Here is a 22,118-nt window from a genome sequence, read left to right as displayed (position 1 = left end):
CATCCTTAAAAATTTATTTCTTTCTTCTTTTCGATTTAGAATATTTGCGTCTCTCCTGCTGTCTCAGCTCATTCAGTTCTTTTGACATCTTCTTCTTATAACCCGGCTTCACTTTCTTTGGTTTTCTGACCTTATAGTTTAAATTTTTAGCCACGTCTTTTTCGACTTTCCTTCTGCTGACACGTGACGTTCTGGATTTGACCGGCTTCAATTCACCCTGTCTGACATCTTCATCCTCAAAATGGTAGCCTTTCTTCTCAAGCTGGTCGATTAAATAGTTTTCATCAGGCGTATATATTGTGATCGCGACACCTTCATACTGTCCGCGTCCGACACGTCCGACTCTGTGTGTAAAGAACTCAATGTCTTTCGGGATGTCGAAGTTGATCACGTGGGATGCGCCGTCTATATCCAGTCCGCGTGCAGCAAGATCGCTTGCAATCACCCATTCATATTTCAATTCCCGTATGTTTTTTATTTCTTTTGTTCTTTCACGCGGCTTCAAACCACCGTGAAAAATGCCTATATTCATGTTATGCTCCCGCAGGTAATCGTACAAGTCGTCCGCTCTCGACTTTGAATTTGCAAAGATGATACCGATATATGGATTTATCACTTCAGTCAGCTGTTTCACTTTCCCCATCTTATCATCACCTTTGACCGGGACAAGTGAATATTTGATGGAAGCTTTGTTTTTTGGCTGATCGATGACTATTGTTTCAACTCTGCCAATATACTTTTCAAGGAATTGCTGCAGCATCTCTGGAATCGTAGCTGAAAACACTAAAAACTGTGCTTCCTGATGTAGCGTGTTGGCAAGCATATCCACATCATTCAGGAATCCCAGATCAATCATCAGATCCGCTTCATCAATGACGATTGTCTTTGCCTCGTGGACTTTGAGCACTCCCTCTTTCATCAGTTCATTGACCCTTGTCGGTGTTCCGATGATGACCTGCGGCGATTTCTTCGCTTTATCAGCATCCTTGTTGAAATCAGTCCCGCCGATGAACAGTCCCGTCTTGATATCCTTATAATTTCCAATCAGTTCATTGGTCATTTGAAACAGTTGGCTTGCAAGTTCCCTTGTGGGTGCTAGAATTATGGATTGAGTCGAGTATTTGCCGACATCGATGCTTTCAAGTATTGGCAGGATGAATGCATGTGATTTTCCGCTCCCTGTCTCACTCATCGCAACGACGTTCTCTCCTCTCTGGACTTTGGGAATCACTCTTTCCTGAACTAATGTCGGATGAGTAAAGTTTATGGATTTTATCGCCTTGAGCAGATTTTCATCAAAGTTAAATCTTTTAAATGCGTGACTCATAGTATCACCTTTTCATTATTAAATTCGAATTCAATTATAACTGAAAAGCGTGTTACATGCTATAATGTAATTTCGGACTTCATGATGATTTTAATTATAAACGATATTAGATATAATGATTATTAAGGAGGAATGGACTCTATGGATATTATAAAAATTACACCACGAGGTTACTGCTATGGTGTTGTTGATGCGATGGTCATCGCAAGAAATGCCGCGATGGACAAATCATTGCCGAGACCATTATATATATTAGGGATGATCGTGCATAATAAACATGTGACGGATGCTTTTGAAGAGGATGGCATTGTAACATTGGATGGTCCTAACAGACTGGAAATTTTAGAGGACATCAATGAAGGAACTGTAATCTTTACAGCCCACGGTGTCTCTCCTGAAGTGAAAAGGCGTGCAAAAGAAAAAGGATTGACCTGCATAGACGCTACCTGTCCCGACGTACAGGTGACTCATGAATTGATCCGCAACAAGACGGAAAAAGGCTATGATGTAGTATATATCGGTAAAAAAGGCCATCCTGAACCGGAAGGTGCCGTAGGTGTTAATCCTGAACATGTACACCTGGTTGAGACGATGGAAGATATTGATGATCTGCCGGAGTACCTTCATGAAAGAAAACTGATCGTTACGAATCAGACAACAATGAGCCAATGGGATGTCGGTCACTTGATGGATGAACTTAAAGTGAAATATGAACACATTGAAGTGCAGCAGGAAATCTGTATGGCGACACAGGTCCGTCAGGAAGCGGTTGCTGAACAGGCAGACCAGGCGGAACTGCTCATTGTGGTCGGGGACCCTAAGAGTAACAACTCAAACAGACTTGCACAGGTTTCAAAAGAAATAGCACACACCAATGCCTACCGGATCAGTTCACTAAGTGAATTGAAAACAGAATGGCTGCATGGAATCAATTCAGTAGCCGTTACAGCCGGTGCTTCAACCCCTACTCCGATAGTGAGAGAAGTAATCGAGTATCTGAATCAGTATAATGAAGAGCTGGCAGAACAGCCAGTTTCATCTGTTCCTAAAGATAAGATTCTTCCAAAAATCAGAAAACCGAAACCGGTTGAAATTATGGATTGATATTAAAAAAAAGATGGCGATGCCTCCGTATGGGTGCATCGCCATCTTTACGTTATTCTGTTTTTTTACAGAATTAGGATAAATAATAAAGCTCTTATAACAATTAAAGTATTGAAAAAATTTATACTCCGGGAATTATACCCCTGCCGCTTCATCGTATTGATTATCATTGAAATGGATTTGTATTGGTTTTACTGGAAACTGCATTTAAACCAATGTTATCTTTTATTAAAGTTTCAAGTCCTTCTTTCATGAACATTTCAAGATAATGACCGGCATCGATGATATTCCTGCCAAGGAGTTTTGCATCGTAGGCTTCATGATATTTAACATCACCCGTAATGAGGACATCAATCCCCTGCCTGAACGCTGCATCTGCATAGCTCATCCCCGAACCGCCGATGATACCGACCGTTGATATATCCTGTTCATTGCTCTTTACAACATTGACAACAGGGTGATCCATTTTGTCTTCCAACAGTTCAATCAGGGAATCCAGCCTATCATCGTAATTAAATTTCACTCCCAGTCCTTTGTTGGGCACATTATTGATTGTGAAGATATCAAAGGCCGGTTCTTCGTACGGATGCACTTTCAGCAATGCATCAATGACTTGATCCTGTCGGCCGGAATCGAAGACTGCCTCGACTATATATTCATCAACGGTTTCCAGTTCATTACGGGTACCGATATGAGGATTTGCATCTTCATTCGGCCTGAACTGTCCGGTCACCGGGTATTCGAAGAAGCATTCAGTGTAATCACCCTGATTGCCGACACCGCCTTCTGATAATCCTTTTTTCAGGTCTTCCTTATCTTCTTTCGGTATGTTCACCCTCAGTTTTTTCAGCTCATATTTTTTCGGTATTAAAATCTCTGTATCAGGATAGCCTAAAGCTTCGGCAATCATATGGCTCACACCATTCGGCTGATGGTCCAGATTAGTATGCATAGTAATCAGGTTGATATCATTTTTAATCAATTTTCTGATGATTCTTCCGTAAAAATGCTCTGTTATACTGTTCACTTTCGGAAAGATGAGCGGGTGATGCGAAACAATTGTATTCAAATCCTTACCGATTGCTTCATCCACAGTCTCAAGTGAGCAATCCAGCGTCGTTAAAACACCGGTAACTTCGGCTTCGCTGTCTCCGACAAGAAGTCCCGTATTATCCCAGTCTTCACTGTCTTTAAACGGCGCAATCTCATCCAATCGTTTCATCAGTTCATTAATCTTCATCATTCAGCACCTCTTCCAGCATTTTGATTTTAGATTTTATTTCTTCCTTTTTATCACTGCTCTTGTCACTGTTTATACCATTATATATTCTAACCATATGGTCATGTTCCCATTCCACTTTTCCAATAAACGCCTCATCACGCTCAGACAGGTTGACAGGACCGAAAGTCATCTCTTTATCTGTCAAGGACACCTTTTCTGCTTTGTAGTCACATACGATGATTTCATAATAGCGTCTGCCTATTTTCAATACTTTTTCATGTGTGATCGTGTAATTGAGATCAGTAACGGCTTTTCTGATCGGATATGTGAAGTTGTTCGCCTGCAGAACAAGGCGGGGATGGCCGTTTACATTGCTGTACCCCTCTTCCAATATACTGGCAATCAGCGGACCGCCCATGCCGCATATCGTTATCGTATCCACTTCATCTTCTTCTGATAGAACTTTTAAACCGTCGCCGAGCCTAGCATCAATTTTATCAGTCATATGATACACATCAATATTTTTCAGCGTCGCTTGATACGGCCCTTCCACCACTTCACCACATATTGCATTTTTAACTATTTTATTCTGAATCGCATAAATCGGCAGATAAGCATGATCCGAACCGATATCCGCCATTTTATCTCCAATTATATAATTCGCTGCGTATTTTAAACGTTCATCAATCATCTTTAACATCCTCTAAAATAAAAACCTCCACTTCTGTGGAGGTTTCATAATTAATTATTATTCTGAGAAAAAGTCGTAAAGTGCAGTCAATTCCTCATCACTTACTTGACTTTCGTCAAACGCAGGCATTGATCCCTGGCCGTTTCTTACGATATCAGTGAACTCGTCCTCACCAAGACTAGTTCCTGCAAGTGCCGGTCCCATACCTCCTGAAAAGTCCTCACCGTGACATGATGCACAGCTGTTTTGAGCAATGCCTTCTGCATCCACATCGCCCGATGATGCGCCTTCTTCTGAGCCTTCTTCACCGCCACCTTCTTCTGAACCTTCTTCAGTAGCAACCTCTTCTCCTTCTTCTTCCTGGTTTGCACCTTGTGAAGACAGTAAGAAAACAAGACCCACACCTAAAAAGATGATAAGTAAAAATGGTATAATCGGATTCTTATTCAAATGTTGACCCTCCCTTATATAAATGCATATACAATTATAATTGTATATTAAAAATACATAATGTCAAAATGATTTTAGTTATAAAATTACACCTTTAATATCATCTTAATCCATAAAATCCCTCAAGCGTTTACTTCTGCTCGGGTGACGCAGTTTTCTAAGCGCTTTGGCTTCAATCTGACGAATTCTTTCTCTTGTCACACCGAACACTTTTCCTACTTCTTCCAATGTTCTAGTACGGCCGTCATCAAGGCCAAAACGTAATCTAAGGACGTTCTCTTCCCTGTCTGTCAGCGTATCGAGAACATCTTCCAACTGTTCTTTCAATAACTCATAAGCAGCATGATCTGACGGACTTTGAGCTTCCTGGTCTTCTATAAAGTCTCCAAGGTGGCTGTCATCCTCTTCACCGATAGGTGTTTCAAGGGACACAGGCTCCTGAGAAATTTTAAGAATTTCACGAACTTTATCGGCAGGCAGGTCCATTTCTTCCCCGATTTCTTCCGGAATCGGCTCACGGCCCAAGTCCTGCAGTAACTGGCGCTGTATTCTTATAAGTTTGTTTATTGTTTCAACCATGTGAACCGGAATACGTATCGTTCTAGCCTGGTCGGCAATGGCTCTTGTGATTGCCTGACGGATCCACCATGTAGCATAAGTTGAGAATTTGAATCCTTTTGTGAAGTCGAATTTTTCAACAGCTTTGATAAGACCCATATTACCTTCCTGAATCAGGTCCAGGAACAGCATACCGCGTCCGACATACCTTTTAGCGATACTGACAACCAGTCTCAGGTTGGCTTCGGCTAAGCGGCTTTTGGCAAATTCATCGCCCTGCTCTATTTTCTTGGCAAGTTCGACTTCTTCTTTTGCACTCAAAAGATCCACGCGGCCGATTTCTTTTAAATACATGCGTACCGGGTCGTTGATTTTAACCCCCGGCGGTGCACTCATATCATGCAGATTCAATTTTGCGTCAGTATCTGTTGCATCTTTTTCATTTATTAATTGTATGTCACTTTCATTCAGTTCATCAAAAAACTCATCCATTGTATCTGCATCTAATTCAAAATTGGATAGTTTATCTGCAATTTCCTCGTGTGATAAATGCCCTTCTTTTTTCCCTTTTTCAAGGAGTGCCTGTTTTACCTGTTCAACAGAAGTAAACAACTCTTCATCTTTTGTCTCGGTTGCTCCTACTTTATTTTCAGACATAAATGTACCTCCTAATTATATTGACTAACTTTTATATCTGCTGTTAATTTCCAGCAATTGCTGCATGATGCTGGCCTGCAGATCGATATCATTATCTGCCTCAGCTTCAGCAAGTTGTGCAAATAATAATTTTTTCTCCTTGTTACTATTTCTTTTACCACTTAAATCATCGAGGTAATCATCTATTTCATCCCGTGAGACATCACTTTGAATCTTCAAATTATCAATATCAATTACAACTTCTAATAATTCATTCGGTATCTGCTGAATAAAGGATGATACTTCAAATGTGTCATGGTCGTCAAAATAATTGCATAACCCTTTAAATATACCATAATACTGCTGTGAAGTTAATACTTCAGCGTCTATTTGATTTCTGCAATATTCGAACAGGCTTCTATCATTTAACAGTGCTTTTAAAAAGTAACGTTCTTTCTTCTCCCGGATGGAAAGTTTTTCAACCTGTTGTATACCACTTTCCCGTTTTACCGGATTTTTAACAGGAAGCCTGCTTTCAATCTGTGATTTGTCTATATTATATCTTTCACTGATATGCATGATCAATCTTGATTTTATCGCACTATCATTTACGTACTTCAATGCATCGATCAATGCATTGATATTCTGTGAATAAGCGAGGTCGTTATGCATACTTTCATTCAGCAGTTTTTCGGATAAAAAGTGCACATAATGGCGTTTTTCATTTTTAACCAGATCGCGGAATGCCGCTTCACCATTTTCCACGATGAACTCATCAGGATCCATGCCGCGAGGCAGCTGAATGACAAATGTATTCAGCCCATGTTTCAGCAGCTGCTCACCAATGCTCATCGTCGCCTGGGCTCCCGCGTTGTCGCCGTCGAACATCAAGGTGACATTTGAGGCAAGCCTGTCGAGAAGGTTTATATTTTCATCACTCAGTGCGGTACCCATGAGCCCTACAATGTTCTCGACGTTCACCGATTTCACTTTCAATACATCCAGATGCCCTTCCATCAGTATCACTTCATCCTGCTGCCTGATGGATTTTCTTGCGTCACTCAAATTGAATAATAAATGCCGCTTTTGAAACACTTTGGTTTCCGGTGTGTTCAAGTATTTCGGTTCGGAACCGTCTATACTTCTTGCAGTAAACCCGATGACATAGTCCTGATGGTTTTTAATCGGAATCATGATACGGTTCACAAAACGGTCGTAATACGAAAAGTTTTCTTCATTGCGTGAAAGCAGTCCAGCGCTGTAAGCCGCTTCTTCCGTAAATCCTTTTTCAAGGATTGCATTTTTGGTGAAAGAAGACATTTTCGGAGCAAGTCCTATTTTCTCCCTTTTCAGGATGTCGCTTGAGAATCCTCTGTCGATCAAGTAGTTTAAAGCGGCCTCGCCTTCGTTTGTATGAATCAGTATATGGTGGAAAAGATCTGTGATATGTTCATGCATCTTGATGAACTGCATATCATTATCGTCCACTCTGCTTTCACTTGTGGCAACTTCCACGCCGAGCGGCTCACCCAACCTTTTGACTGATTCGGAGAATGATATATTTTCAATTTGCATCAAGAATTGAAAGACGTTTCCGCCCTTTTTACAGCCGAAACAGTGACAGATCTGCTTTTCCGGACTCACGCTGAATGAAGGTGTCTTTTCATTGTGAAAAGGGCAAAGACCGACGTAGTTTCGCCCGCGTTTTTCAAGTTTTATATACCCGGAAACGAGCTCTGTAATGTCGGTCCTCTCTTTTACATGTTCAATTGTCTGTTGTGGAATATTCACTCTCCATCATCCTTTAATATCTATTTTACCATCAACATACTTCATTATTTCATTTGCAGTTTCTTCAATGGCTTTTTCAGATACATCAATGACAGGACAACCTATTTTTTCTATGATCGAATCGAAGTAATCCAGTTCTTCCTGAATTCTTTCATTTTGGGCATAGCTGGCAGTATCCTTAAGACCCAGCTGGGTCAACCTCTCTTTTCTGATTTTATTCAGCGCGGAAGATTTTATTCTCAGTCCTATGCAATTGGAGGCAGGGATTTCAAACAGTTCTTTTGGAGGTGTCACCTCGGGAACAAGCGGCATATTCATGACTTTATATTTTTTTAGCGCCAAAAATTGGGATAATGGTGTTTTCGATGTTCTCGAGACACCGATCAGTACGATATCCGCCTTGTTAAGTCCGCCTGCATCTTTGCCATCGTCATATTTTACCGCAAATTCTATGGCTTCGATTTTTTTGAAGTAATCCTCGTCCAGCTTATGGACGCGTCCGGGTTCATAATACGGTCTTTCCTCGGTTTTTCCTTCAAGTATCGACATCAGCGGACCCATCACATCGACAGATGGTATATTTTCCCTTCTGAGCTCTTCTTTGATATAGTTTCTGAATTTAGGGGTGATGATTGTATAGACAACGATTGCCTCTTTGCTTTTTGCGAGGTCGACGACATCATCCACGTTATCTTCCGAATCGATATACGGGTATCTTATTAATACATCCGATGAACTGTCTATATCGAATTGTGCCAGGGATGCTTTAGCCACCAGCTCCCCGGTTTCACCTACAGAATCAGATGCAATGATTACTTTTATGTTAGACATCCAGACACTCCTTATTCCATTAGATTAACAAATACTTTTGTAATATTTGTTTTCGTTATACGGCCGATGACAATGTCTTTATCGGCGTCTTTATCTATTACAGGTATCGAATCTATCTGTTTCTCTATCAGCTGATTCGCTGCGTAAATCAATAAATCGTTAGGATAACATGTAGTGATATGCGGTCTCCTTGTCATGATGATGCTGACCGGAGCGCGTTCTATGTCATTTTTGCCCATAGTGCCTTTTAACAGGTCTTTTCTTGAAATGACTCCAACAAGGTCCTTGTCCTCATCAATTGCATATAAAGTGCCCACGTCTTCCAGGAACATCTTTACAATCGCTTCGTATATTGACGTATCCTCTTTTATCACTATCGGTAAACTCTGCACGTCCCTCACCAGAATATTTCTGATTTTATTGGTCAATACTTCAGCCGGCTCTTTGCCGGTGTAAAAATATCCGACCCGCGGACGGGCATCCAGATAACCGCTCATTGTCAAAATTGCAAGGTCCGGTCTTAGCGTTGCCCTTGTCAAGGACAGCTGTTCTGCAATTTTGCTGCCGGTTATCGGTCCATGCTGTTTTACAATCTTCAGTATCTTTTCCTGTCTGCTGTTCAGTTCCATGGCCTCACTCCCAATAATGATAATTATAATACATCTGATAAAATAAAGAAATACAATGAAACATTTGCACTTTCAAAAGACATTTTATATAATGTGAATTAAGCGAGTTAAGGTTGGTGTGAGCTTAACATGTTAAATGGCATATAAACTCTTAAAAAATAACTGTATATTAAAAGTTGAGTGGAAACACTAATTTGGGTGGAACCGCGGGTATATACTCGTCCCAGGATAGCTTAGCTATCCTGGGACTTTTTATATGCCAAAAAAATTAAGGAGTGTTTGATTATGGATATGGACAAGATTGTGAATTTGTCAAAAGCAAGAGGTTTTGTATTTCCAGGCAGTGAGATTTACGGCGGTCTGGCGAACACCTGGGATTACGGTCCCCTCGGCATCGAGCTGAAAAATAACGTAAAAGCTGCATGGTGGAGAAAATTCATCCAGGAGTCGCCATATAACGTAGGTGTCGATGCTGCAATTCTGATGAACCCGAAAACCTGGGAAGCATCCGGCCACTTAAACAATTTCAATGACCCGATGATCGACTGTAAAGAATGTAAAAGCCGTCACCGCGCGGATAAACTCATTGAAAATGTCATTCAAAAAGAAGATGACACTTTTGTTGCAGATGGCTTAAACTTCGATGAAATGAAAAACATCATTGAAGAGCGCAACATCGCATGTCCGAACTGCGGCGCCCAGGATTACACAGAAATCCGCCAGTTCAACCTGATGTTCAAAACATTCCAGGGTGTAACAGAATCATCAACGAACGAAATTTTCCTAAGACCGGAAACGGCCCAGGGTATTTTCGTCAACTATAAAAACGTTCAGAGAACGATGCGTAAAAAACTGCCTTTCGGTATCGGCATGATCGGTAAATCGTTCCGCAATGAAATTACACCGGGTAACTTCATTTTCAGAACAAGGGAATTCGAACAGATGGAACTTGAGTTCTTCTGTAAACCGGGTACTGAAGTCGAATGGCAGAAGTACTGGAAAGATTTCTGTCAGAACTGGCTGCTGAACCTGGGTCTTGCAGAAGACAACCTGCGTATGCGCGATCATGATGATGACGAGCTGTCCCATTATTCGAACGCGACGACAGACATCGAATTCAAATTTCCGTTCGGCTGGGGCGAACTGTGGGGCATCGCAAGCCGCACAAACTTCGACTTGAGGCAGCATATGGAACATTCCGGTGAAGACCTCACCTACCATGATCAGGAATCCGGCGACAAGTACATCCCGTTTGTCATTGAGCCCGCTTTGGGTCTTGACCGTGTGACACTTGCATTCATGAGTGATGCATACGACGAGGAAGAGCTTGAAAACGGTGACTCAAGAACTGTTATGAGATTCCATCCGAGCCTTGCACCATTCAAGGCTGCTGTTCTGCCGCTGTCCAAAAAATTAAGCGACGATGCATTTAAAGTGTATGAAAAAATTGCACCTGACTTCAATGTCGAATTTGACGAGTCACAGTCAATCGGTAAAAGATACCGCCGCCAGGACGAAATCGGCACACCGTACTGCATCACTTTCGACTTTGATTCATTAGAGGACAACATGGTGACAGTACGTGAAAGAGATACTATGGAACAGACAAGAATGCCTATCGATGAAGTAAACGGCTTCCTGAAAGAAAAAATAAAATTCTAAAAGTAATGGTCCCACATAAAAGCAGGCATCCGGTTTTCTTAAGAACCGGATACCTGTATTTTACTTGTAATTTACGAATTTCGATTTGAAGGTCTTTTTCTGACTACCCAAATCGAATATAGTACTGAATTTCGATTTCAACTTGTATTTTTGTGCTTCCAAATCGAATTTGATGTCATATTTCGATTTCATGAGCAATTTTTCAGACCTCAAATCGAACGTCAGTATCGACTATAAATTTCATAACCGACATAACCGAATAATAAACCTATTCCAGGCCCCATGCCAATTGCATGCATCATGGAAACTGCCGGGAACAAACTGAGAATCAATGCAAAGATAAAGCCGGCAATCATTCCAAGCGGTATCAGACTGTCCAAAATATTTTGCTTTTTCTTTGATTCTCTCCTGCCAAGTGTGCCACTTTTAGCTTTATATACCATTCTGAAGATAACGAATATCACAATTCCGCTGACAATGACAAGTGGCAGTATGATATTCACGATTTCCTGATTGGAATACATACTATCCCCCCTGAACTGTAAACAAATCTAACCATTACTGATAAGTAATTCACCCATGGTCCGCTGCATTCGCTCCATTCTTCGACATGAGTTTAGAGACGATTGGAACTACAACTGCAAAAATCCAAAATTCAGAGTTGGAGATGTTGAAAATATTAGACTTTGGTTCACCGACAAAGATATTCATGGCAAAGATTACGGTTAAGAATGTAGTAATCATCATTGAATATATAAAAGGACTCAATTTTCTTCCTTCGGGTTCTTCACGGTCCTTATATAATTTAGATGTAATGAACGCTCCGCCTAAAATATACAGTACAAACAGAGCTATCGGTCCATACTGTACATAGCTGTTCACCCATTCCAAATGATGGTAAAAATCTAATATGATCGCATTCAATATTGCAATAAACCCCAACATTCTCATAATAGTAATGCTGAGCTTATACATCTGATCTCCTCCTCCTCTGTAAATCATTTACAAGTTTTCTCGCTTTAAAATAAACACCTGCATATTCGTCATAGATCATCTCTATGAAATTAAGCAGTGCTCTGCCATTTTCGGGACTTGTTTTGACTGAATTGATCAAATCGAGTTTAACGTTTTTCATGTATGCTGCAAGGTAAATGCTCCTGTTGCCGATATTTACCGAACGTGCGAGCGTTTCCTCATTCGCACAATAATCACAGATGACGCTGTGGTACATGAATGAATAATGGCTGAAAGTATTATAGTCCTTGCTGCCGCAAAGTGCACATTCATCCACGTTGATCTCGATACCATACTGAGGCATCAACTTGATTGCAGCCAGTGCAGTAACTGCGTTCTTTTCGTTTTCTTCCTTATTTTCAAGTAGTCTGAAACACTTCATCAGAAGCTCGAAGTTTTTGGGTGTAACATCCTCATCACTCAATATCCGCGTGACAAACTCCATTATATAGCTGCCATATGCAAATACATCAAAGTCATTATTGATGCCTTTGAACTGCGAAATGACATCAACTTCATTCAAAGTCCCCATGCCTTTAAACCGGCTGTATGTGAAAAGTGCTTCTTTGAACCCCTGTCTCAAAACGATAAACGGGCTTTTCGTCTTGTTGAACCCGCGTGCCATCAGCGGCACTATGACCCCTTCTTCATTCAAAATAGTAATAATCCGGCTAGACTCGCTATAGTTTGTCTGCCGGATCATGATACCTTTTTGCTGGTATATCATCTCATCACCTAGTATTCATCATCTTTGTATCCAAGTGACCTTATAAAGTTGGATTTATTGCGCCAGTCTTTTTGTACTTTGACCCAAAGTTCAAGATAAACTTTGTTTCCAAGCAGGTTCTCTATATCTGTTCTTGCAAGCTTCCCTATTTCCTTCAACATTTTGCCGCCCTTGCCGATTACCATGCCTTTTTGGGAATCACGTTCGACATAGATGACTGCCTGAACATGAATTTTATCACCTTTATCAGCTTTCATCTTTTCGACTTCGACACCGATGGCATGCGGTATTTCCTGGCTTGTCAGATGCAGCGCCTTTTCCCGGATAAGCTCACTGACAATGAAATGTTCCGGATGGTCCGTCACCCTGTCTTTGGGATAATACATCGGTCCTTCAGGCAGATAGTTTCCAATTACTTCTAGCAGGGTTTCCACGTTATTGCCCTGCAGGGCAGAAATCGGTACAACATCACTGAACTCAAGTTTATCCTTGTAGACGTCTATCTGTTTCAGAAGGTCGTCAGGATGTACAAGGTCTATTTTATTCAGCACAAGAATAATCGGAGTTCTTGTATTTTTAAGCATATCTATGATGTATTCATCACCTCTGCCGATTTCTTCTGCAGCATTGATGATGAAAAGGATTACTTCAGTTTCCTTTAATGTATTACGGGCAACCTTCATCATATGCTCGCCCAGATGATGTTTCGGCTTATGGATGCCCGGTGTATCGATGAATATCATCTGTGTGTCTTCAGTCGTATATACACCCTGCACTTTATTCCTTGTTGTCTGAGGTTTATCCGACATGATCGCAATCTTCTGCCCGAGCACTTTATTCATAAATGTTGATTTACCAACGTTTGGACGCCCGATTATACTGATGAAACCGGATTTGAAATTATCTTCTGACATTACTCCATATCCTTCCCTGAAAAACCGAGTGGTAATAAATCATCTACGGTACGTTTGATGACTTCTCCCGATTTGCTTGTTAAATAAACAGGCATATCATCATCACACAGTTCCTTCATGACCTGACGGCAGACACCGCAAGGGCTCGCAGGTTCATCTGCATCAGTGACGACGACGATTGCCTTGAATTTAGTGACATTGTTGGAATAGGCACTGACCAGTGCACTCCGTTCGGCACAGATGGAAGCAGGATAAGCTGCATTCTCAATATTGGCGCCGTAAATATATTCATCATCTTCCGTGACCAGCAGCGCACCGACGTTAAATTTTGAATACGGCGTGTAGGCCCGGCTTTGTGCCTCAATGACTTCATCCAACCATTCATCTTTAAAAATTCCATCGTTCATATATGTCTCTCTCCTAAGTGAATAATTCAATTAATTTTGGTAAAAAAACGATCAGACCTGTAATAACTGCATATGATGCTGCGAGCAGTACGGCAAGCGCCGAAGTGTCTTTGGCATACTTTGCCAGCTCATGGTAATCAGCCGTCACAAGGTCTACAGTATACTCGAGACTGGTATTGATTATTTCAGTAATCAGCACAATGAAAATTGCACTGATGATAAACAGCCATTCCACTGCATTCAGGCTGAATAAAAAACCCATTACCGTAACAGCCAGCGCAATCATCAGATGGCCTGCAAAGTGAAAATCTTTTTCAAATAACGCTTTGATACCTGCAAATGCGTATTTAAACCGCTTCATCGCTACTCATCTCTTGTTATACCAAACGCATTCAAAATCTCATCCTGTGTCTGGTTCATTTCTTTCTCATCTTCATCATTCATATGATCATATCCAAGCAAATGCAAAAAACCGTGAAGGGACAAGAAAAGTAATTCACGGCGATAGCTGTGTCCGTAATCGTCTGCCTGCACTTTGGCACGATCTGTCGATATGATGATATCACCGAGCGTTCTCGGCGCATCTTCATGAATCAGATTGAATTCATCATCTTCCATTGCAAAAGAAATGACGTCGGTCACTTCATTTTTATCTCTGTACTGGTGATTGATACCGCGGATGGATTCACTATCCACAAATGACACACTGATTTCGGCATCGGCTTCAGCTTCCAATTTCTCATAGGCAAAGTTCAATAATCTATTAATCTCATTTTGCTCATCACTTGATGTATAGCTTTCATCATCTATAAAATCGACTGATAGCATAGTGCACCTCTATTCATATGCTTTAATTATTTTTGAAACAAGCGGGTGTCTGACAACGTCAGTTTCATCCATACGGTTGACCGCAATGCCCTTTACTTTTTCAAGCCTTCTCACAGATTCAATCAGTCCGCTCTTAGAAGCACCCGGCAGATCAATTTGAGTTTCATCTCCCGTAACTACCATTTTCGAACCGAAACCGAGACGGGTCAAAAACATTTTCATCTGCATCTCTGTAGTGTTCTGTGCCTCATCAAGAATACAAAATGCATCATTCAGTGTACGTCCTCTCATATAGGCAAGCGGGGCCACCTCGATAACGCCGCGCTCAATCAGACGGTCGGTCTGTTCTGTACCGAGCACCGTGTGCAGCCCGTCGTAGAGAGGTCTTAAATAGGGATCGACTTTCTCTTTCAAATCGCCGGGAAGGAAACCCAGATTTTCACCGGCTTCCACTGCCGGACGTGTCAGTACAATTCTTTTTATCTGGCCGTCACGCAGCATCTGGCATGCAAGGACAACAGCAAGGAAAGTCTTCCCTGTCCCCGCGGGGCCGATACCGAAAGTCAAATCATGCCGTCTAATATTTTCAATATACATTCTCTGCCCTGTGGTTTTTGCACGGATACCTTTTCCTTTAGTATCTTTTGCAATCACTTCATTATATAAATCTAATAAATATTCAATCGTGCCATTTTTAGCCATACTGGATGCCGATTGAACATCTCTTAAGTTTATTTTCATCCCCCGCTGGATGATTTTCAGCAGATGAATGAGCACATCTTCCGCAAGTTCGACATTTTCATCATCCGACCCACCTACTGTAATTTCATTTCCCAGTGTGTGGATTGTGACATCAAACTCGTCCTCCAAATAGGTGATATGCGCATCATTTGCCCCGATGAGTGCCTGAGCCTCTTCGAGACTATCTATACTTATTATATTAGGCATTTATAAACCCCTTTAAATTATATTGTGATTACATTAAATTTACCATTATCAAAACCCGACTGCAATGATTTCGTAAGGCAGTTTCACGTTTTAATTTGACCATACATTACTGAATTGACGAATAAAGTTCATATGCATTTCAGGCTTAGAAGAGAAAAGTGATGGCTTTAGCCCTCTTGTTAATTAATAGCTTTCATCAAAGTATTTGCGATTGTTTTCATTCCACGGGTGTCAGGATGTGCACCCACTTTTGAATAGGTAGGTATCAGAACATTCTCTATCCCCAACTCAGCAGTCACTTCTTCCATGATTACGGCATAATCAGGTTTCAATAAATCACTTTGGATATTTATGATTCTTGTCGAGGGATTCCAATACTGCAATTCAATCATGAGCTTTGAAAAGGCACCGCCGAAAGTGTCCAGGTCAGCCTCGGTCCAGTCGCTGTATTTAACAGTGCCTGCCGGCGAGTTTTTACCACTGTCATTTGTACCGCCAAAAACAATGATTACATCCACTTTGGTTCCAGCACCCTGCCTTGTCCCATTGTTTTATCAAATCTGCTGATGAAACTTCTGTAGCTTTCATCTGTATCACCGTTGTCGGCTTTATTACATACAGTCGCACCGCTCCAACTGTCATTCGTCATCAGTTTATTACCCGTCTGCTTTAAAAATAAATGCCACCAGGTTTGTTCAACATTCACTACCCCGGTCCCTCTGTCTGCATCATCTGAATACCAGAACTTCGCATCAGCTGGAATCCATCCTTTGAATGTTGTTATCGAGTCTCCTAAAAAACTGATGTTCAATGGTTTTGACTGTGAATGATCTGATTTGATCTCAAATTTTTTATTAACTTCATTCTTATCATTGCCTTTTAACTTTCGGATGAGACGGCCTAATTTCATATCTTCACATCACTCCCTTTTATTACTCGAAATCATACCATAAATATGAATTTGTACTTCTTATACAGTAATTTTAAACATAAAAAATGAATCAGTCTCTTTTTATTTCATCCTTTAACAAATACATGCATGGGTATAATCATTTTATAACCTAGTTTTTCATATAAGTGAAAGCCTGCTTCGGTAGAACCCAATATATTTGTTTTGATTTCGTTTTGTTCAGACACTTTTAACATGAAAATACATAATTCCCTGGCCAGTCCCAGACCTCTAAAATCTTGATCTGTATATATACGATCCAAGCAAGAGACATTGTTTTTTTATTGACATGACACCAGTACACACAGGCCGGTCATCTTTAACAATGAAATAATATCTTAACTGTGCATCCTGTATTCTATCGGGATTAAACTTTTTGAAACCAAGAATGTTATTTATAGACTCTGCTTCCTCTTCTGTCCGAACTTCCTGCACTTTATATATTTTTTCTTGGAACAACTGATCTTTTCCAGAATATTTCATTATGATTTATACGTCTTCTCAAATAAGAGCATTATGGCGAACAGAAGCTCAACAACACCTGTCAGATAAACGATGGTTATCGGAAATGGAATGAACGGGGGAACCATTGCAGCAAGATTTGATGGAATAAAGAAATGACTGATGCCTATGAAACTGAGCATGGCACTCATAGAAAACCTTCCAATTTTCTGATAGGTAATGTTCATATAAAATCGTTTTAAAATGAACAATACTGTAAAACTGACTAATAAAATAAAAGTGGCCATTATTATCACTATGCTTTCCTTTTATATTCATGTCTGCAAAGTGTTTTTCATCAAATTATAAAAATCGTTAATTTCATATGAAATATCTTCTTCCAACATCCCTCGTACTCTCAGACCATATGAAAAGCTCATGAACATTTTTGCAGTAGATTGTGGGTCCAGTTCAGATTTAATCACCCCTGCTTTCTGTCCCGTTTCAACCCATGAAATAGCATTTTTAAGTGAAGCCTCATATATATTTGATAATAGTTCAATGATTACAGGATTATCTTTAAGACCTAATAAATAAATGAATATAATATTTCTCACATCATCTTTATCCGTTAAATAATCCAGGTGGCTTACTATCGCCGACAGCGGCTCATCTAATCCTGCTGTTTCTTTACTTGCCTGCTTAAAAAAACTGTCATCAACGTTAACTGAATGGTTTCGTAATATAATACCATATAACTCCTCTTTACTCCTGACGTAATGATAGATGGCCCCTTTAGACAATCCAGAATGCCGAATGATATCCTGCAAAGTCGTTTTCTTACATCCTTTTTCCAATATTAAATGTTCTGTCGTTTCCATCAATTGTCGGAGACTCTTTGTCAGTTTAATCGGCTCAGTCATTAATATCATTCCTCTTTTTATTTCACATTAAAAACCGACCGTCGGTTTGTCAAGGTGTATAAAGAAATCTTAATTGTAAATAAAAAACTTCCAGCCGGATCAGTTTTGCTCACGGTTGGAAGTCTTCTATTATATCTATATCTGTTCTTTCCTTTTCAAAACCCCTAGAAGAATCGCACTGACAATCGTACCGACAAGAAGTGCCAGCAGGAACATCAGTACATTGTCACCAACACCGGCTACGAAGATACCACCGTGCGGTGCCGGTATGGTTGCTCCTAGACCAAGTGCCATTGCACCCGCAACTGCCGACCCGACCATCATGGATGGAATTACACGGAGTGGATCTGCCGCAGCAAAAGGGATTGCCCCTTCAGTTATGAACGAGAGGCCCATCACCAGGTTCGTCGGCCCTGAGGAACGTTCTACAGGAGTGAATTTGTTTCTGAACACCACCGTTGCAAGTGCAATCGCAAGCGGTGGCACCATTCCGCCGATCATTGCAGCCGTAATCGGTTCTGGATTTCCTGCTGTCAGAGTTGCGATACTGAACGCATATGCGGCCTTGTTAATCGGCCCGCCCATATCAATCGCCATCATACCGCCGAGAATCGCTCCAAGTATGACGATATTTGTGCCGCTCAAGTTTTCAAGGAATGAATTGAGTGCTTCATTCAATGCCGTTGCAGGCGGATCGATGATATAATACATGATTACACCAGTTAAAAATACGCCGAGTAATGGATAAATCAATACCGGTTTGAGGCCATCCAGTGCCTGCGGGAATTTTTCAGTCAACTTTTTAATGGCAACCATCAAATAACCGGCAAGGAAACCTGCAACAAGACCTCCTAAAAAGCCGGAGCCCATCGTTGCTGCCATCAGACCACCGACCATGCCCGGTGCAAAGCCCGGTCTGTCTGCAATGCTCATCGCTATGAAGCCTGCTAAAATCGGTACCATCAGCTCAAATGCATTGCTTCCGATAAAGTTGATCATCTCAGCTATCGGACTATAATCTGCATGATCCGGGTTTGCGGATTCTATACCCCAGAAAAAGCTGATTGCAATCAAAATACCACCGGCCACAACGAATGGCAGCATATTGGAAACACCATTCATCAAGTGTTTATAGATTGACGGTTTTCCTTTAGAGGAACTGCTCTGGCTGCTTCCTCCATCTGAACCTTCATACACTTCTCCCTGCCCATCAAGAGTGGACTGAATGAGTGCTTCCGGTCTTTTAATACCATCAGACACCGGCACTTCTAAAAGTCGTTTGCCATTAAAACGTGCCATTTCCACTTTCGTGTCAGCAGCTACGATTACGCCCGAAGCTTTCTCTATATCCGCTTCGCTTAAAGGTTCTTTCACCCCGCCGGAACCGTTCGTCTCCACCTTGATATCAACATTCATCTCTTTTGCCTTGTTTTTCAATGCATCTGCTGCCATATAAGTATGTGCAATACCCGTCGGACAGGCAGTAACTGCAACAATGTACGGTCTGTCTTCATTGCTGACGACAGTTTCGGCCGTATCTTCCGATGGTTCCGATTCATCATAATGATCGATGGTGTTTAACACTTCATCAGCACTATCTGCTTTTAGAAGCCTTTCCTTTGCATCAGGGTTCATCAATATACCTGAAAGTTTGGCCAGTGCATCCAGATGTGTGGTCGCCTGGCCGTCAGGTGCAGCAATCATAAAGAACAGATATGCATCCTGACCATCCAGTGAATCATAATCTATGCCTTCTGCACTGCGACCGAACATTATTGCAGGCTTTTTAACTTCCTCGGTCTGTGCATGGGGTATCGCGATACCGTCACCGACACCTGTTGTACTCTGTGATTCTCTTTTTTGTATCGCCGCTTCAAATTTACCGGCATCCGTAATAATACCGGCACTGTCCAGTTCATTGACCAGCTCTTTTATCACGGCATCTTTATCTTTTGCTTCTACGTTCATCTTGATGGTCTCTTTTGTCAGCAGTTCTGTAATTCTCATCTATATCACCCCGATTAAATTTTTTCGATTTTTACTTTGTCCAATAAAGAAATAATATCCTGAGATGTCGCAAGATCGCTGTTATAAGCAGTGGCGCTCCCTGCAGCCACCGCATGTTTCACCTGCTCTGTAATACCTTTGCCATGCTGGCTGATAAATCCGGCAACAGTCGAGTCGCCTGCACCGACCGAATTGACAAGCTCTCCATCAGGAGGAGTCAGTTTCAAAGCATACTCTGCGTTAACAAACATCGCGCCGTCCCCACCCAGCGTGATCAGAACATTTTGAGCACCGCTCTCCAACAAAGCGTCGGCCGCATCTCTTATATCCTCTGATGATTTCAATGATTTTCCGGTGATCTGCTCAAGCTCGAACAAGTTGGGTTTGACCAGGTACGGGTTAAAAGGCAGTGTCGATGTCAGTTTCTCTTCTTCCGAATCTATAGAAAATGGAATTCCATTCTCATATAATTTTGCAGCCAATCTTTTGTACGCATCTTTGTGACCGCCGGGCACGCTGCCCGCAAATATCACATGGTCCTCCGGCTTGAGACTGGACAATTTTTCTTCCAAAGCTTTGAAATTATCATCTGAAATCCTGGGACCATCGGCATTAATTTCTGATTCCTGTGAAGTTTTAAGTTTTACATTGATTCTTGTATCACCCGACACTTCTATGAAATCATGTATTATATTTCTCTGTTCCAATTCAGATTTTATATAATCTCCGGTAAATCCGCCTGTGAAACCGAGTGCCGTCGTCTCAGCTCCGATTTCCTTCAAAATCCTTGATACATTGATGCCCTTTCCACCGGGGTACTTTTCAGTCAAAGAAGTGCGGTTTAACTCACCTTCTTTAAAATCATCCAGTTTCATAATATAGTCCACCGATGGGTTAAACGTCACGGTATATATCATTTACACCTCTCCTATCACGTTTGTTTCTTCTCCAATTTTTTTAACAAACTCAGACTTTAAGTCATTAGTAATGAGTGCTGCATCACCGAGCGCGGCAAATTTAACAAAGGCCGTCTTGTGAAATTTCGAAGCGTCGCCCAATATGTACTTCGCTTTGGACTGCTTCAATGCTGTCCATTTGATTGCCGCTTCCTCACCGTCCGGCGTTGAATAACCATGAGCGCTATCTATGCCATTTGTACCGATGAAGCATTTATCAAAGGACAGACTGTTCAGTTTATCTACGGCTTCTGTTCCGATAATTGCGTATGTCGTCGGTTTTACTTTACCGCCCAGCAGATATACAGTGTGACCGTCCCTGACCAGCGAACTGATCAAAGTGACACTGTTCGTCACAATCGTTAAATTCTTTTTATTGATGAAAGGCAGCATTTCATATGTACTGGTCCCGGCATCGATAAAAAGTGTATCACCATCTTCAATCAACGCAGCTGCAGTTTTGGCAATCCGGATTTTATCCTTTAAATTCCTTACTGCTTTGTCTGTGTAACTGGCCTCACTCTCAATCCGGTCGATTGTCGCCCCGCCATGGATACGGGAAAGCAGTCCCTCATCCTCCAGGTGTGTCAGGTCACGCCGGATCGTTGCACTGCTCGTACCCGTCAGTTTTACAAAATCATTGATGGTACCGTTACTATTTTCATTTAAAAAATTTAAAATCGCTTCATATCTTTGTGTCGTTATCATATCTATCACCATCTATAGAATAATGCATTTACCAATCAAAATCAATCATAAACAATCATTTTCAATCAATAATTATAAAAAGCTGTACAGGACACCCCTGATATGCTCCCCTCGTAGTAGACAGAGAAATAATAAAAACTCTGTAACTACGACGAGGGGAGATTTTTATGTCTAAACGAACGTCCAAGTATACGATCGAAGAGAAAGTCGATATGATTCATCAAGTGTTATCAGATCATCAATCCATCCATAGTGTATCTAATTATTATCAATTGAGCAGTCACACAATCGAAGCATGGATCCACCGTTATGAAACGGCTGGTGTGGATGGGTTAAAAGAGTCCAGAGGCTGGAAACATTACTCTGAAGCAACTAAGATAAGCGCTGTGAATGAC

General features: G+C 41.2%; 27 protein-coding genes. 3 read left to right on the top strand and 24 right to left on the bottom strand.

Features of this window, described 5'->3' with window-relative positions:
- Positions 1 to 13: 13 nt before the first annotated feature.
- Positions 14 to 1,327, bottom strand: coding sequence for a DEAD/DEAH box helicase (locus BLR15_RS07060; protein WP_092986024.1), 1,314 nt, complete (start codon positions 1,325 to 1,327; stop codon positions 14 to 16).
- Positions 1,328 to 1,468: 141 nt separating this feature from the next.
- Between BLR15_RS07060 and BLR15_RS07055 the strand changes: the two genes are divergently transcribed.
- Positions 1,469 to 2,431: a 4-hydroxy-3-methylbut-2-enyl diphosphate reductase gene (locus tag BLR15_RS07055; protein WP_092986022.1), complete on the top strand. Its 963-nt coding sequence runs from the start codon at positions 1,469 to 1,471 to the stop codon at positions 2,429 to 2,431.
- 166 nt (positions 2,432 to 2,597) lie between these two features.
- Here BLR15_RS07055 and BLR15_RS07050 read toward each other — a convergent pair whose 3' ends face one another.
- The 7 genes from BLR15_RS07050 to BLR15_RS07020 all read right to left on the bottom strand — a co-directional run bounded on the left by BLR15_RS07050 (position 2,598) and on the right by BLR15_RS07020 (position 9,239).
- On the bottom strand, positions 2,598 to 3,674 hold the full coding sequence (locus BLR15_RS07050) for a Nif3-like dinuclear metal center hexameric protein (protein WP_245696666.1): 1,077 nt from the start codon (positions 3,672 to 3,674) through the stop codon (positions 2,598 to 2,600).
- Positions 3,661 to 4,344, bottom strand: a complete 684-nt coding sequence (locus BLR15_RS07045) for a tRNA (adenine(22)-N(1))-methyltransferase (protein ID WP_092986020.1) — start codon at positions 4,342 to 4,344, stop codon at positions 3,661 to 3,663. Before BLR15_RS07045 ends, BLR15_RS07050 begins: the two co-directional genes overlap by 14 nt.
- A 57-nt stretch (positions 4,345 to 4,401) precedes the next feature.
- Complete coding sequence (locus BLR15_RS07040; protein WP_092986018.1) at positions 4,402 to 4,794, bottom strand: c-type cytochrome; 393 nt, start codon at positions 4,792 to 4,794, stop codon at positions 4,402 to 4,404.
- Positions 4,795 to 4,899: 105 nt separating this feature from the next.
- Positions 4,900 to 6,009, bottom strand: coding sequence for an RNA polymerase sigma factor RpoD (gene rpoD / locus BLR15_RS07035; RefSeq protein ID WP_092986016.1), 1,110 nt, complete (start codon positions 6,007 to 6,009; stop codon positions 4,900 to 4,902).
- A 24-nt stretch (positions 6,010 to 6,033) separates the two neighbouring features.
- Positions 6,034 to 7,779 carry a DNA primase gene (gene dnaG / locus BLR15_RS07030; RefSeq protein WP_092986014.1) on the bottom strand — a complete coding sequence of 582 codons (1,746 nt, stop codon included), beginning with the start codon at positions 7,777 to 7,779 and terminating at the stop codon, positions 6,034 to 6,036.
- Between the two features lie 6 nt (positions 7,780 to 7,785).
- Positions 7,786 to 8,610, bottom strand: coding sequence for a pyruvate, water dikinase regulatory protein (locus BLR15_RS07025; RefSeq protein ID WP_092986012.1), 825 nt, complete (start codon positions 8,608 to 8,610; stop codon positions 7,786 to 7,788).
- An 11-nt stretch (positions 8,611 to 8,621) separates the two neighbouring features.
- Positions 8,622 to 9,239: a transcriptional regulator CcpN gene (locus tag BLR15_RS07020; RefSeq protein WP_092986010.1), complete on the bottom strand. Its 618-nt coding sequence runs from the start codon at positions 9,237 to 9,239 to the stop codon at positions 8,622 to 8,624.
- Positions 9,240 to 9,524: 285 nt separating this feature from the next.
- Here BLR15_RS07020 and BLR15_RS07015 point away from each other — a divergent pair, with 285 nt between their 5' ends.
- On the top strand, positions 9,525 to 10,901 hold the full coding sequence (locus tag BLR15_RS07015; protein WP_407927588.1) for a glycine--tRNA ligase: 1,377 nt from the start codon (positions 9,525 to 9,527) through the stop codon (positions 10,899 to 10,901).
- A 221-nt stretch (positions 10,902 to 11,122) separates the two neighbouring features.
- Here BLR15_RS07015 and BLR15_RS07010 read toward each other — a convergent pair whose 3' ends face one another.
- The 16 genes from BLR15_RS07010 to BLR15_RS06935 form a co-directional block, all read right to left on the bottom strand.
- The gene (locus BLR15_RS07010) at positions 11,123 to 11,425 is read right to left on the bottom strand and encodes a hypothetical protein (protein WP_092986006.1); all 303 of its coding nucleotides are present in this window, start codon (positions 11,423 to 11,425) and stop codon (positions 11,123 to 11,125) included.
- Between the two features lie 49 nt (positions 11,426 to 11,474).
- Complete coding sequence (locus BLR15_RS07005; RefSeq protein ID WP_092986004.1) at positions 11,475 to 11,876, bottom strand: hypothetical protein; 402 nt, start codon at positions 11,874 to 11,876, stop codon at positions 11,475 to 11,477.
- Positions 11,869 to 12,642 (bottom strand): DNA repair protein RecO, encoded by a 774-nt coding sequence (recO, locus tag BLR15_RS07000; RefSeq protein WP_092986002.1) that lies wholly within the window; start codon positions 12,640 to 12,642, stop codon positions 11,869 to 11,871. Before recO ends, BLR15_RS07005 begins: the two co-directional genes overlap by 8 nt.
- 8 nt (positions 12,643 to 12,650) lie before the next feature.
- Complete coding sequence (gene era / locus BLR15_RS06995; protein ID WP_092986000.1) at positions 12,651 to 13,556, bottom strand: GTPase Era; 906 nt, start codon at positions 13,554 to 13,556, stop codon at positions 12,651 to 12,653.
- Complete coding sequence (cdd, locus tag BLR15_RS06990; RefSeq protein ID WP_092985998.1) at positions 13,556 to 13,963, bottom strand: cytidine deaminase; 408 nt, start codon at positions 13,961 to 13,963, stop codon at positions 13,556 to 13,558. The genes era and cdd overlap by 1 nt, the downstream gene beginning before the upstream one ends.
- A 13-nt stretch (positions 13,964 to 13,976) precedes the next feature.
- On the bottom strand, positions 13,977 to 14,324 hold the full coding sequence (locus tag BLR15_RS06985; protein ID WP_092985996.1) for a diacylglycerol kinase family protein: 348 nt from the start codon (positions 14,322 to 14,324) through the stop codon (positions 13,977 to 13,979).
- 2 nt (positions 14,325 to 14,326) lie between these two features.
- A complete protein-coding gene (gene ybeY, locus BLR15_RS06980) occupies positions 14,327 to 14,791 on the bottom strand; it encodes an rRNA maturation RNase YbeY (RefSeq protein ID WP_092985994.1) in 465 nt (154 codons plus the stop codon).
- Positions 14,792 to 14,800: 9 nt separating this feature from the next.
- Positions 14,801 to 15,739, bottom strand: coding sequence for a PhoH family protein (locus BLR15_RS06975; RefSeq protein ID WP_092985992.1), 939 nt, complete (start codon positions 15,737 to 15,739; stop codon positions 14,801 to 14,803).
- Between the two features lie 179 nt (positions 15,740 to 15,918).
- Complete coding sequence (locus BLR15_RS14395) at positions 15,919 to 16,257, bottom strand: SGNH/GDSL hydrolase family protein (RefSeq protein ID WP_092985990.1); 339 nt, start codon at positions 16,255 to 16,257, stop codon at positions 15,919 to 15,921.
- The gene (locus BLR15_RS14390) at positions 16,248 to 16,649 is read right to left on the bottom strand and encodes an SGNH/GDSL hydrolase family protein (RefSeq protein WP_092985988.1); all 402 of its coding nucleotides are present in this window, start codon (positions 16,647 to 16,649) and stop codon (positions 16,248 to 16,250) included. The genes BLR15_RS14395 and BLR15_RS14390 overlap by 10 nt, the downstream gene beginning before the upstream one ends.
- Positions 16,650 to 16,756: 107 nt before the next feature.
- Complete coding sequence (locus BLR15_RS14470; RefSeq protein WP_092985986.1) at positions 16,757 to 16,951, bottom strand: GNAT family N-acetyltransferase; 195 nt, start codon at positions 16,949 to 16,951, stop codon at positions 16,757 to 16,759.
- Positions 16,952 to 17,170: 219 nt separating this feature from the next.
- Positions 17,171 to 17,341: a DoxX family protein gene (locus BLR15_RS14010; RefSeq protein ID WP_176754083.1), complete on the bottom strand. Its 171-nt coding sequence runs from the start codon at positions 17,339 to 17,341 to the stop codon at positions 17,171 to 17,173.
- A gap of 123 nt (positions 17,342 to 17,464) precedes the next feature.
- Positions 17,465 to 18,010 (bottom strand): TetR/AcrR family transcriptional regulator, encoded by a 546-nt coding sequence (locus tag BLR15_RS06950; RefSeq protein ID WP_176754082.1) that lies wholly within the window; start codon positions 18,008 to 18,010, stop codon positions 17,465 to 17,467.
- 177 nt (positions 18,011 to 18,187) lie between these two features.
- Complete coding sequence (locus BLR15_RS06945; protein WP_092985980.1) at positions 18,188 to 20,059, bottom strand: PTS fructose transporter subunit IIABC; 1,872 nt, start codon at positions 20,057 to 20,059, stop codon at positions 18,188 to 18,190.
- 14 nt (positions 20,060 to 20,073) lie between these two features.
- A complete protein-coding gene (gene pfkB / locus BLR15_RS06940; RefSeq protein WP_092985978.1) occupies positions 20,074 to 20,976 on the bottom strand; it encodes a 1-phosphofructokinase in 903 nt (300 codons plus the stop codon).
- A complete protein-coding gene (locus tag BLR15_RS06935; RefSeq protein WP_092985976.1) occupies positions 20,977 to 21,723 on the bottom strand; it encodes a DeoR/GlpR family DNA-binding transcription regulator in 747 nt (248 codons plus the stop codon).
- A 167-nt stretch (positions 21,724 to 21,890) separates the two neighbouring features.
- Between BLR15_RS06935 and BLR15_RS06930 the strand changes: the two genes are divergently transcribed.
- Positions 21,891 to 22,118 (top strand): helix-turn-helix domain-containing protein (locus BLR15_RS06930; RefSeq protein WP_143003938.1); only part of this gene is annotated, 228 nt, incomplete at its 3' end.

Source organism: Lacicoccus qingdaonensis (assembly GCF_900101075.1).
GTDB classification, from domain to species: domain Bacteria; phylum Bacillota; class Bacilli; order Staphylococcales; family Salinicoccaceae; genus Lacicoccus; species Lacicoccus qingdaonensis.
This window is presented reverse-complemented; position numbering and strand designations above follow the sequence as displayed.